The 12,393-nt window shown below is 72.5% G+C and carries 8 protein-coding genes; 2 read left to right on the forward strand and 6 right to left on the reverse strand.

Features of this window, described 5'->3' with window-relative positions; translation table 11 throughout:
- Positions 1-214: 214 nt before the first annotated feature.
- The 4 genes from BL253_RS24190 to BL253_RS42415 form a co-directional block, all read right to left on the reverse strand.
- A complete protein-coding gene (locus BL253_RS24190; protein ID WP_076819402.1) occupies positions 215-3,442 on the reverse strand; it encodes an ATP-binding protein in 3,228 nt (1,075 codons plus the stop codon).
- A gap of 443 nt (positions 3,443-3,885) precedes the next feature.
- A complete protein-coding gene (locus BL253_RS24195; RefSeq protein ID WP_241835067.1) occupies positions 3,886-4,719 on the reverse strand; it encodes an ABC transporter permease in 834 nt (277 codons plus the stop codon).
- Positions 4,716-5,624 carry an ATP-binding cassette domain-containing protein gene (locus tag BL253_RS24200; RefSeq protein ID WP_241835068.1) on the reverse strand — a complete coding sequence of 303 codons (909 nt, stop codon included), beginning with the start codon at positions 5,622-5,624 and terminating at the stop codon, positions 4,716-4,718. Before BL253_RS24200 ends, BL253_RS24195 begins: the two co-directional genes overlap by 4 nt.
- A 225-nt stretch (positions 5,625-5,849) precedes the next feature.
- Positions 5,850-6,488: a hypothetical protein gene (locus BL253_RS42415; RefSeq protein WP_076819403.1), complete on the reverse strand. Its 639-nt coding sequence runs from the start codon at positions 6,486-6,488 to the stop codon at positions 5,850-5,852.
- A gap of 612 nt (positions 6,489-7,100) precedes the next feature.
- On the opposite strand from BL253_RS42415, the gene BL253_RS24210 reads away from it, so the two are divergent.
- The gene (locus BL253_RS24210) at positions 7,101-8,972 is read left to right on the forward strand and encodes an acyl-CoA dehydrogenase (RefSeq protein WP_076819404.1); all 1,872 of its coding nucleotides are present in this window, start codon (positions 7,101-7,103) and stop codon (positions 8,970-8,972) included.
- A gap of 802 nt (positions 8,973-9,774) precedes the next feature.
- On the forward strand, positions 9,775-10,071 hold the full coding sequence (locus BL253_RS24215; protein WP_076819405.1) for a hypothetical protein: 297 nt from the start codon (positions 9,775-9,777) through the stop codon (positions 10,069-10,071).
- A 141-nt stretch (positions 10,072-10,212) separates the two neighbouring features.
- Here BL253_RS24215 and BL253_RS24220 read toward each other — a convergent pair whose 3' ends face one another.
- Both BL253_RS24220 and BL253_RS24225 read right to left on the reverse strand, forming a co-directional pair.
- Positions 10,213-10,461 (reverse strand): hypothetical protein, encoded by a 249-nt coding sequence (locus BL253_RS24220; RefSeq protein ID WP_007516179.1) that lies wholly within the window; start codon positions 10,459-10,461, stop codon positions 10,213-10,215.
- Positions 10,462-10,668: 207 nt separating this feature from the next.
- Positions 10,669-12,384 (reverse strand): dihydrolipoamide acetyltransferase family protein, encoded by a 1,716-nt coding sequence (locus tag BL253_RS24225; RefSeq protein ID WP_076819406.1) that lies wholly within the window; start codon positions 12,382-12,384, stop codon positions 10,669-10,671.
- Positions 12,385-12,393 lie beyond the last annotated feature (9 nt).

Here is a 12,393-nt window from a genome sequence, read left to right on the forward strand (position 1 = left end):
GGCCAGCACGGTTCGCGACGTTCAAGCACTCCGCGACCGAGCTGGCCCGGAGGCGCGCCTCCGCGGAGGCCCGGCCCGAGCGAAGCGATGTGGGTTGGGCCGCAGCGGAGGTCGCCGCAGGGCACGTGAGCGGAGGAGGACGCGGCGCGGAGGTCCCTTGGGAGCGGAGCGAGTAAGGGGCCGTAGCGCCGCGCCCGCACGAAGCGAACCAATGTTAGAGCGGCGGGGTGAGCATCACGACGGTGGCCGGGCCTTCGAGATTCTCGAAGGCGCGTGCCGCCAGCGCGGCGGCGGTCACGTTGCCCTTGCGGTGGTAGCGCTCGAGCGCGTCCGCCAGGCTCATGGCGGCGTCGTCCTTGCGATCGGCGCGGTGCAGCACCTCGGCGCGGGCGAGCAGGGCGGTGGCCTGGCAGTCGAAATCGTCGGTCTTCCCGGCGAGATCCACGGCGGTCTCCGCGAAACGCAGCGCCTCCGCCTCGCGGCCGCGGATGGCCAGCAGCCGGGCGTGGACCCCGCACCAGCCGGCCTGCGCGGGYAGCTGGTCGGTGGCGGCCGCGTCCCGGCAGCGGGTCACGTACTTGCCGGCCTCGTCGAGCCGGCCGAGCGCCAGCATGACCTCGGCGAGCGCCGCGGCCCTCGTCGCCAGGTACGCCCGCTCGCCCATCCGTGACAGGTGCCGGCAGCTGCGGCGCAGCTCCCGTTCGGCGGTCGTCAGGTCGTCGGCGAGCAGCGCCACCCTGGCAACCACGAACCCGCTGTGCAGCGGGTCGAACCGCGGGCCGCGCAGGTCCCAGACGATCTCCTCGGCGTCCTTGAGGTGGGCCCGCGCCCCTTCCAGGTCGCCGGCCATGGCGGTGAGCACCGCCAGCTGGGCGAGCAGCGCCCGCCGCTGGCCGCGGTCGTCGCCAGCGTCCACCAGCGCCGCCGTCGCGATGGTGATGGACTCCCCGACCGGTCGTGGCGTCCAGCTCAGCAGGCTGGTCAGCTCTCGGCGCAGCGACTGGGCCGCCCGCGGCACGCCCGAGTCCTCGGCGTGCTGGACCGCCATGTCCATCGCCTTCTCGGCCGCGGCGTACTGGCCGGCCGCGGTGTAGGCGGCGGCCTGGCTGCGGCAGGCCAGCGCCGCGCCGACCTCGTCGCCCTCGCGGACGAAGTCCGCCAGCGCCTCGCCCGCCTCCTCAAGGGTGGTGGCGACCAGCCCGTCCGGCTCGGTGGAGAACAGCACCCGCAGGTGAGCGAGCCGCGCATGCGCCCGCAGCCCGTCCTCGCCGGCTCGCCGCGCCCGCTCGGTGACCTGGCGCAGGATGCGGTCCGCGTCCGAGAGCCGGCCGAACGAGTACAGCGCCCAGCCCAGGTCGATCTCGGCTCGCAGGCGCAGCGGGTCCAGCTCGGGCAGCAGCACGATCGCCCGCTTGAGCAGCTGGGCGGCGCCCATCTCGTCGCCCTGGCGGACCCGGTCGGCCGCCTCTATCAGGCAGGTCGCGGCCTGCCGGCCGAGCTCGATGGTCGCCGCGTCGCGCTGGCCCAGCTCGACCCGGTAGCGGTAGGCCTGCTCCAGGTGATAGCCGACCAGTTCGTCGTGCTCGCCCGGGCCGCCCAGCATCCTGGCCTGCAGCCAGCGGGCGAACCGCTCGTGCAGATCGGCCCGCTGGCGCTTGGACGTCGCCTGGTAGGCACAGTCGCGCAGCAGCACGTGCAGGAACCGGAACGCCTCGACGCCGGGCAGGTCGGAGCGGTCCGGGTGGACGAGTTCCTTACGGACCAGCGCCAGGCAGTGCGCGGCGACGTGAGGTCGTTCCTCCGGCTCGGACAGGTCGACGACGGCGTCCAGGTAGAACCGGTTGCCCACCACCGCCGCCCGCTCCAGCACCCGGCGCTCGGCCGCGTCGAGCCGGTCGAGCCGGGCGGCGAGCAGCGCGGAGATCGTCGGCGGGACCTTGACGTTGCGCAGGCTGCTGGTCGCCGTCCAGCGGCTGCCCTCCCGGCGCAGCAGGCCGTCGTCGACCAGCGCGGCGACCATCTGCTCGACGAACAGCGGGTTGCCCGCCGCCGACGAGGTGATCCGGTCGACCAGCTCCGGGGCGAGGTCGTCCGAACCCATCAGGCTGCGGATCAGCCGTTGGCAGCGCGCCTCGGTGAGCGGCTGCAGCAGCATCGAGGTGGCGTTGAGCTTGCCGCCGCCCCACTGCCGGCGTTCCTCCAGCAGCTCGGGCCGGGTCAGGCAGAGCAGCAGGATCGGGGCGTCGCGTGACCAGTCGGTGATGTGCTCGATCAGGTCGAGCAGCGTCGGCTCCRCCCAGTGCACGTCGTCGAAGCAGAGCACCAGCGGGCGTCGTTCGGCGAGCGCCTGGAAGAACGTACGGACCGCCCAGAAGCTCTCCTGGGTGCCCACCTCCGCGCCGCCGAGGCCGACCAGCGGGGCCAGCGCGGCGACCACCTCGGCCGCCCCCGCCACGCCCAGCTCGTCGAGCAGTTCGCGCAGCCGGCGCTTGCCCTCCAGCGTCGGCGAGTCCGCCGACACCCCGGTGGCCTGGCGGACCATCTCCATCAACGGCCAGTAGGCGATGCCCTCGCCGTAGGACAGGCAGCGCCCCCAGAGCACCGTCGCCCGGTTGGACACGCCGTCGCAGAACTCCTTCACCATCCGCGACTTCCCGATGCCGGCCGGGCCGAGCACCGTGAACAGATGGCAGATGCGCTCCTCGACGACGGCCTCGAAGGCGTCCTGGATGCGCCGGCGTTCCCGGTTGCGGCCGATGACCGGCGCGGCGAGGCTCAGTGACGGCGTGCGGCTGCCGGGGCCCGCGGTCGGGTCGACCAGCGCGACCAGCCGGTGCGCCCGCAGCGGGTCGCGCTTGCCCTGGACGACGAGCGGGCCGACGGGGTCGACGGTGACGCTGGGCCGGATCAGCCGGTGGGTGTTGTCGCCGATCAGGATCTCGTCGGGGGCGGCCGCCTCCTCCAGCCGGGAGGCGACGTTGACCGGGTCACCGGTGACCCCGCTGCCGGCGACGGTGACCTCGCCGGTGTTGATGCCGATCCTGATCCTCAGCCCGAGGCCCCAGTCGCGGCGCAGGTCGGCGTTGAGCTCGCGGATCCTGTCCCGGATGTCGAGCGCGGCCCGCACCGCCCGCAACGCGTCGTCCTCGTGCAGCACCGGGATGCCGAAGACGGCGAAGACGGCGTCACCGATGAACTTCTCGACGGTGCCGCCGTGGGAGTAGATGACCTCGCGGACGTTGGTGAAGAACCGCCACATCACCTGCTGCAGCGGCTCGGAGTCGATGTTCTCGCCGATGTGGGTCGAGCCGGTGATATCGACGAACATGATCGTTACTGTCTTGCGGGTCCCGCTGCGCGCGGTGGGCAGGGGGTTCCCACAGCCGGAGCAGAACCGGGCGCGGTCCGGGTTCTCCTCCAAGCATGTCGGGCACGCCACCATGTGCCGGATGGTAGGCCGATCGGGTGGCGTGACGGCAGGGGATCTCGGCATCGGTCGCTCGCGTCGTGACTCGTCCCACACCGGTTCCTCCTGGGGGGTACTCCACGGCCCGTCGCCGGGAGCTACCGGTCTGCCTGCTGATGATCCCAGGAACAGTGGTCGCCGCGCGTCCGAAGAAAGATCATGTGCGCGTGCCCTCTGGCCCTCTGATCCCGGGAGCAACGGCCGCCAGGCATGCGAAGGAAGATCATTTTCGCGTGCGCTCTTGCCCTCTGATCCCACCGACGACGGCCGCCGGCCCTCCGATTCCATGGGCGGTGGCCGCCGGGCGTGCGAAGGAGGACCATTTTCGCACGCCCTTTGGCCTTCTGATTCCATGGACGGCGGCCGTCGGGCGGGCGAAGGCGAATCATTTTCGCACGCCCTTCGCTCGTCCAGGCCGCTCATCCGGGTAGGTCCCGGCGTAACGCGGCGARCGCGGCGGCCGTCGCGACAGCTCCCCAGCCGAGCGAGGCCCACAGGGACACCGTGTCCAGCTCCGAGGTCGGCCAGCCGAGCACGCCGAGCGGACTGGTCACCGGGCCGCGGAACCGGCTGGAGTCGCCAATCAGCTCCAGGAGACCCACCCCGACCAGACCGAGCAGGGCCGTGCTCGGGCCGCGGGCGATCGACCCGACCGCCACGCCGACGACACCGGCGGCGCAGACGGCGAGGACGACGACGGCGAACGCGCCCGCGAGCTCGCCGGGCCGGTCCAGGCGCATCGTCCTGGCATCGTGGCGGGCGACGCCGACCGCTACCCAGGCGGTGAACGTCAGCGTGGACAGGGCCGCGCCCAGCGCCACGACGGTCAGCAGCTGCGCGCCGAGCACCCGGTGGCGGGCGGGTGTGACGAGCCAGGTGAGGGTCGCGGTGCGCCAGCGGAACTCGCTCGCGGCGATCTGGACCCCGAGTGCCATCAGCAGGTAGCCGAGCAACAGGCCCGCGCGGGAGCGCAGGCCCTCCCACGTACTGACCGACGACGCCTGCGCGCCCCAGAACACCAGTGTCGGGATCTGGAAGATCAGGAACAGCGCGATGGTGTTGCGCTGACCGCGACTGGTGGCGATCTTGAAGATCTCGGTGCGTACCAGGACGCCTAACCCGGCGGGCCGGCTGGTCCGTGCCCGGGTCCCTGCCCGCTTGCGGGCACGGGTCCGGTCCTCGGCGCCGCTGTCAGAGGCTCGGCCCCGCTGGCCGTCCCGCGCGCCGTGACCGCCGGGGAACGCGGTGGTCATCGGCCGGCCACCCGCGGGCGCGCGACACGGGAGCCCACCTCCGGGTCATCCGCGTCGCCGCGGGTCAGGGCGAAGAACACGCCCTCCAGGTCCGGCCCGGTGGTGTGCAGCTCGACGAGGGGGATCCGGTGCTCGGCGGCCACCTGCCCGACCCGCTCGGCCCAGCCGTGCGGCAGCCGTAGTTCGTCCGGCCCCACGCGATGGACCGGCGTGTCGGCCGTGGCACCAGCCCCGGCCTCGGCCGCCCGATCGTCGGCGAGCAGATCGGCGAGCAGATCGGCGTACGGGGTCCTGACAGTCACCGAGCCCTGGCCGATCTCGGGCATCGGGGCATCGAGGGCTACCCGGCCGTGGTCGATGATCACGACGTGGTCGACGGTCTGGGTGACCTCGGCGAGCACGTGGCTCGACAGCAGCGCGGTGCGGCCCTCGGCGGCCCAGGAACGCAGAAAGTCACGCAGCCAGCGGATGCCCTCGGGATCGAGGCCGTTGGCCGGCTCGTCGAGCACCAGCAGCTCCGGGTCGCCGAGCAGGGCGCCCGCGAGCGCGAGCCGCTGGCGCATGCCCAGCGAGAAGGAGCCGGTGGCGCGCTCCGCCGCGTCCTCGAGCCCGACGAGGCCGAGTACCTCGTCGGTCTGGCGCCGGCCGACCCGGAGAGGCATCGCAAGCGCGCGCAGGTGATCCGCCGCGGTCCGGGTCGGGTAGGCCACCGGCTCCAGCACGGCGCCGACGCGGCGCGCCGGGTCGGCGAGCTCGCGGTAGCCACGCCCGTCGATCAGCGCGCGGCCGCTCGTCGGGGTGACCAGCCCGAGCAGGACGCGCAGGGTGGTGGTCTTGCCGGAGCCGTTCGGCCCCAGGAAGCCCGTGATCGAGCCGCGCCGCACCGAGAAGCTGACGTCGGTCACCGCGTGCACCCGCCGGTACCGTTTCGTCAGATTCTCGACGGCGACGATCGGACTGACGGCAGGCCTCCCGCGGCGCGATGACGATGTTGGGCCAAGGGGTGCGCGAAAATGGTCCTCCTTCGCGTGCCCGGCGGCCTCCGTCCATGGGATCACAGGGCCAATGGGTGCGCGAAAGGGTCCTCCTTCGCGTGCGCCCACGATAGCCAGCCGCGCCGGTCACGATCGTCAGGAGATGTCCGCCCACCGGAACTCGCCGTTGGGCTCGCGCAGGCAGGCGACCGGGCGGCCGGAGGGATCCTGCTGGACGTGTCCCATATCCGAGCTGTCGCACTCCGCGCCCGGCGTCGGCCCTTGCTGCTGTTGCTGGGACGGGACGTCCGACCAGCTGCCCAGGCCGCCTGAGCCGGGCGTCGGCGGGGCGCAGTAGAGCGTCAGACCATTGATCGCGACGGCGGGTGCGGTGTCCTGACTGGGCGCGCAGGGCTCGCCGACGAACACGGGCGACGCGGACACGTTCGGCTCCGCGGGCGCGTCGCTCGCCCCGGAGGGAACGGGGGTTCCCGCGCCGCCTGCCTCGCCGGTGCCGGCTGCCCCGCCACCACCGCCCGGCTTGCCCGAACCCGTCGTGCCTCCGGTGCCCCCGGTGCCCCCGGTGCCTCCGGTGCCTCCGGTGCCGCTGTCGCTGGTGACGCCGCTCGGGGTGGGCGCGGGCTGAGAGCTCGGCTCGGGCGGTGTGGGCGGTGCCTCCGGGTCGGTCGTGGCCGCGGTGACCCCCTGGGGAGCGGACGAACTGGCCGGGTCGTCCTTGCTCTGCCCGCATCCGGTCAGGGCGGTGGCGACCAGCACCGGCAGAACGCCCGCCACGACCGCCCGGCGGCCGAGACCAGGTCGCCAGCTTCGCTGACCGCCGAGACCAAGCCGCCGGCTTCGCCGACGGTCGAGATCAGGTCGTCGGCTTCGCCGGCGAACGTGTGCCCAACCGGCCACGGCCTACCTCCTCCCACCCGGCGGACCGCGGGCGCGCGTGCCGGCCGCTGGGAGCAGTTGCCGACCGCCCGGTTACAGGGCGCTCGCAAAGCTATCGCGCTCCGTAGCGTCCCGCCGCCCTTCTGGCGGCTCCGTCAGCACATGTCCGACCGGTACCCATCACCCAGCTTAGATAAGCCATTGATCGTTGGGTGGCTATCTGTCGTGGTTTGGGTGTGGACGCCGGCCTGTTCGGGCGATCGGGTGCCCGGTCGTTGCCGTCGAGTCCCCTTTGCGTGCTGGTTACTGGCGAGTAGCATGGGGTATCACGTACTCGCCGGTAACTAAGTCAACGGCGGCCCGGCGGGTCGCGGCGACGGCGGGACTGGTCGATGGTCGTGGCGAGGGATGAAGCCTCGGTGCGGCCAGAGGCCCTAGGGGACACGGCCAAAGGCCGCGATGGCGAAGSCTCGCGCGGCCGGAGGCCCTAAGCGGGACATGGGGGCGGCCATGGGGCACTACCGGAGCAACCTGCGGGACATCGAGTTCAACCTCTTCGAGGTGCTGGGGGTCGACCGGATCCTCGGTACCGGCCCGTTCACGGAGATGGACCGTGAGACCGCCCATGAGGTGCTGGCCGAGCTCGAGCGGCTCGCGGTCGGCCCGCTGGGCGAGTCGTTCGCGGACGCGGACCGCAACCCGCCCGAGTTCGACCCGGCCACCGGCACCGTGCGGCTGCCCGAGTCGTTCAAGAAGTCCTTCGCGTCCCTGCAGGAGGGCGAGTGGTGGCGGCTGTTCGTGCCCGCGCACCTCGGCGGGCTCGGCGCTCCGCCCACGGTCGCCTGGGCGGCCTCCGAGCTGATCCTTGGCTCAAATCCGGCCGTGTTCATGTACATGGCCGGCCCCACGTTCGCCGGAATCCTCGACCGGCTGGGCACCGACTGGCAGAAGAAGCTCGCCGGCTGGGCGATCGAGCGGCAGTGGGGCGCCACGATGGTGCTCACTGAGCCGGACGCGGGCTCCGACGTCGGCGCGGGCAGGTCCAAGGCGGTGGCGCAGCCAGACGGCACCTGGCACATCGAAGGCGTCAAGYGGTTCATCACCAGCGGTGACTGGGATGTCCCCGAGAACATCTTCCACATGGTGCTGGCCCGGCCGGAGGGCCACGGCCCCGGCACCAAGGGCCTGTCGATGTTCATCGTCCCGAAGTTCATGCCAGACCCGAGCACCGGCGCTCCCGGCGCTCGCAATGGCGTCTATGTCACCAACGTCGAGCACAAGATGGGCCTGAAGGTCTCCACGACCTGTGAGGTGCGCTTCGGCGAGCGGGCACCGGCCGTCGGCTGGCTCGTCGGTGACGTCCACGACGGCATCGCCCAGATGTTCCAGGTGATCGAGCACGCCCGGATGATGGTCGRCACCAAGGCCATCGCCACCCTGTCCACGGGCTACCTCAACGCGCTCGAGTTCGCGCGCACCCGCGTGCAGGGTGCCGACCTGACCCAGGCGGCCGACAAGACCGCACCGCGGGTGACCGTCATCAACCATCCGGACGTCCGGCGGATGCTGATGGCGCAGAAGGCTTATGCCGAAGGCATGCGCGCGCTGACCCTCTTCACCGCGTCGTTCCAGGACACGGTGGCGTTCGCCGAGGCTGAGGCCGGTGTCCCGGGCACGCATGACGCGCTGTCCGGTGGCGCCGGATCGGACGCCGAGCGGGCCGCGCGGATGAACGACCTCCTGCTGCCGATCGTCAAGGGCGTCGGCTCGGAGCGGTCGTATGAGCTGCTGGCCAGCGCGCTGCAGGTGCTCGGCGGGTCCGGCTACCTGCAGGACTACCCGATCGAGCAGTACATCCGCGACGCCAAGATCGACACCCTGTATGAGGGCACAACGTCCATTCAGGGCCAGGACCTGTTCTTCCGCAAGATCGTGCGGGACAAGGGCCAGGCGCTCACCGCGCTGCTCATCGACATCCAGACGTTCGCGAAGGGCGACGCCGGCAACGGCGCGCTGGCCGGGGAGCGTGACCAGCTCGCCGCCGCGCTCGAGGACGTCCAGTCGATGGTCGGCGGGATGGTCGGGTTCCTGACGGGGGCCGCGGACGACAAGCGGGAGGTCTACAAGGTCGGCCTGAACTCCACCAGGCTGCTGATGAGCCTCGGCGATCTGATCATCGGCTGGCTGCTGCTGCGCGGCGCGGACGTCGCCCTCGCGGCGCTCGCCGACTCGCCGACGGCCAGGGACGTGCCGTTCTACCAGGGCAAGATCGCCGCCGCGAAGTGGTTCGCGGCCAACGTCCTGCCCGAGCTGCGCGCCCGTCGCGCGATGCTCGAGGCCACCACCCTCGACCTCATGGACGTCCCCGAAGCCGCGTTCTAAACCAGCCCGCCGGCCGGAGGCTGGTCGGGAAGGTTGTTGCTCGGTCGCTCCGAGGCAAGCCCAGGTCGAGGTCGGAGTCGGACGGGTCCTAGGTCCGAGTCGGACGGGGTTGGGCGGGAAGGTTGTTGCTGGTTCGCTTCGTGCGGACACGGCGCTCCGGCCCCTTACTCGCTTCGCTCCTAGCCGAGATGGTCGGCGGAGGTGGGTTGGGGTTGGGCGGGGTCAGGGTCGTAGTCGGCCGGGGCCGGGCGGGAAGGTTGTTGCTGGTTCGCTTCGTGCGGGCACGGCGCTCCGGCCCCTTACTCGCTTCGCTCCCAAGGGACCTCCGCGCCGTGTCCTCCTGCGCTCACGTGCCCTTCGGCGACCTCGCTGCGGCCCGGCCCACGTCGCTTCGCTTGTGGGCCGGGCCTCCGCGAGGTGCGCCTCCGGGCCAGCCCGGTACCGTTGCGCCGCAACGTCACCAGTCCGGGTCCGGGCGCTGGCCGGCCGTGAACCCCTGCACGAGCGCAGCGAAGTGCCCCGCGGCACCAGCCCCCTATAAGGCCGGATCCCGCAACGCTCCAGCGGCGGGTGACCGCGCTGGGCGCGGAGGCGCGCCTCGCGGAGGCCTGGCCATGGAGCGAAGCGACCATGGTCGGGCCGCAGCGAGGTCGCCGTAGCGCCCGTGAGCGGAGGAGGACGCGGCGCGGAGGTGTCGTCCGAGCCGCCAGGCGAGGACGGCGCCGGAGCGCCGCGCCCGGACGGAGCGAACCAATAAACAGAGCTTGTTTCCGGCTAGGGCTTACCTGGGTACTGATCCGGCATGGGAATCATGGCAAGCCTCGGGTTCTTCGCGTTCGGAGCAATCCTGGCATTCGCCGTCCGCGGCGACACACCAGGGATCGACCTCACCGCGGTCGGGGTCATCGTGATGCTGGTCAGCATCATCGGTTTCGCGACGGCGGTGTACCGCGAGCGGTGGCGTCGGCACCTGTTCGAGGAGTCCGTCGAGCAGGGCGCTACTCCGCCGCTTCCGCCAGATGACGGCATCATCCTCGTCGAGCCGACGGCCCCGATCGTCGCTCCCGAGCGCGAGATCGTCCCGGACGTCCGCCACTGACCCTCTGCTGAATCGCGGTGCGCCTGGCCACTCGGGCCGGCGCACCCGAAATGGATCGGATCCGGCAGGAACCTACGGCTTGCGGTTCTGCCAGCGGCTACGCGCGGCGAAACGCGCGCTTTCTCGGCCGCGCTGACCTTGTCAGGAAGTCCGGAGCGGCGGAAAGGCCTGGTCCAGCTCGTTGCGCATGTCCCGCTTGAGGATGTCGTCCGTCTCCGACGAGGGCTGACCCTCGAGGAGGAAGCGGGCGACACGGAGGGTGAGATCGACCCGCTCGGCCAGGTTCAGCGCGCCGGTGAAACGACCACCGGTGGTGCCCGCGGACGACGCGGACGTGAGCACCTTGGCCACGAACTCGTCCGCGGCCAGCAGAGCCTCCACGCGCGTCATGCGGTTCACCCCTTTGTCCGGGAAGTCGGAGTCGTGCCGATAGCTGAACGCGTGCGTCACGGTACCAGGCCGGCTCCGGCTCCCGTTGTTCGCCCCATCTGCGGCCTTTGCTGCTATCTACCACTCTTGGCCGTCCCGGAGCCATCCATTGAGGCTGGCGCCTCGTGTCAGCCCGCCGGACGCTGATCGCTGAGCACCCTGGCGTCCCTACGACCAGGCGAGCAGGAGGGCGGGGTCGGTGAGCATCGCGGCCACGTCGGCGAGGACGGCGGAGCCCAGCTCGCCGTCGACCAGGCGGTGGTCGAAGGAAAGCGCCAGCTGTCCCACCGTGCGCACGGCGAGCTGGCCCTCATGGACCCAGGGCGCCGGGCGGACCGCGCCCAGGGCCAGGATCGCGGCCTCGCCGGGGTTCAGCACCGGCGTGCCGGTGTCGACGCCGAACACGCCGATGTTGGTGATGGTGATGGTGCCGCCGGTCAGGTCCGCGGGCCTGGCCTGACCGGCCCTGGTCCGCGCGGTCAGGTCGGCCAGCGCGTGGGCGAGCCCGGCCATGTCGAGCCGGTCGGCGTCCGGGATGTTCGGCACCAGCAACCCGCGGGGCGACGCCACCGCGATGCCGAGGTTGACGGCCTCCGAGACGACGATCTCCGGGTCGCGCCGCTCACGCTCGACCCAGCTGGCGTTGATCATGGGGTGCCGCCGGACCGCGACGAGGAGGGCTCGCGCGGCGAACAGCAACGGCGTGACCTTCACCCCGGCGAACTCCGGCAGCGCGGCGAACCGGTCGCGCGTGGCCATGGTCTCCGTCAGGTCGGCGGTCACGAACTCGGTCACGTGCGGCGCGGTGAACGCGCTGCTGACCATGGCCCGCGCGGTGGCCCGGCGCACCCCGGAGACCGGGACCCGCCAGATCCTGCTGGCCGCGTCGAACGTGGCCTCGGTCGGAATCCGGCCAACCTGCCCAGTCCCCGCGCGGCCGGTGGCCGGCGCCACCGGCTGGCTGGCCGGCTCCATCGCCGGTGGTGCCGGTGGTGCCCAGGCGCCCGGCTCGGCCGGCCGCGTCGCGCCCTCCGGCGTGCCGGTCACCAGGATCCGGGCCGCGGCCTCGACGTCGGCACGGCTGATGGATCCGGCGGGACCGGTGCCGGAAAGCAGACCCAGATCGACCCCCAGGTCGCGAGCCAGCTTGCGCACCGGTGGCTTCGCCAGCGCCCGGCTGCCCCGCTCGGCGGCCGCCTCGTCGGCAAACCGCTCGTCGTCGGCCCAGCGATCACCGGCAGGCGGGGCGGCCGGTGTCCGCGTGCCCACGGAGGCGCTCGCGGAGGTGCTCGCGGCGCCGGCGGCGAAGGCGTTCAGCGGCACCGGCGGGGCCGAGGCCTGGGAGGTTGTGGCCTGGGAGGCCGCGCCCGGAGGCGTTTGCGCTGTGGGAGCCGTGGCCCGCTGGCCGCGCCGGCGCGCCCGCCCGAGGCCGGCGGCCCCCGCCGAGGCACGCGGGCCGTAGCCGACGAGCACCGGTTCGCGCCCCAGACCTCCCTGGTCGCGGCGTACCGGCACGTCCGGAGCCTCTCGTCCTGACGCGGGCGGCCCCGTGGCCTCCGCCGGGCCGCCGCTCGCCGGCTCACCGACGACCCCAGCCGATGGGGTCCGCGCCAGGGGTTCGCCGTCGCCCGCGTCCGCCGGCTCGTCATCCTCGATGGTGACCAGCGCGGCGCCGACGAAGATCGTCTCTCCCTCGGCGCCGTGCGTCGCGACGAGCCGGCCGGCGAACGGGCTCGGCAGCTCGACCAGCGCCTTCGCGGTCTCGACCTCGGCCAGCGGCTGGTTGATCGTCACAGTGTCGCCCACCGCCACCAGCCAGCGGACGATCTCGGCTTCCGCGAGCCCTTCACCCAGATCGGGAAGCCGGAACTCTCGTCGCGCCACCGTTCCTCC

Source organism: Pseudofrankia asymbiotica (assembly GCF_001983105.1).
Lineage (GTDB): Bacteria > Actinomycetota > Actinomycetes > Frankiales > Frankiaceae > Pseudofrankia > Pseudofrankia asymbiotica.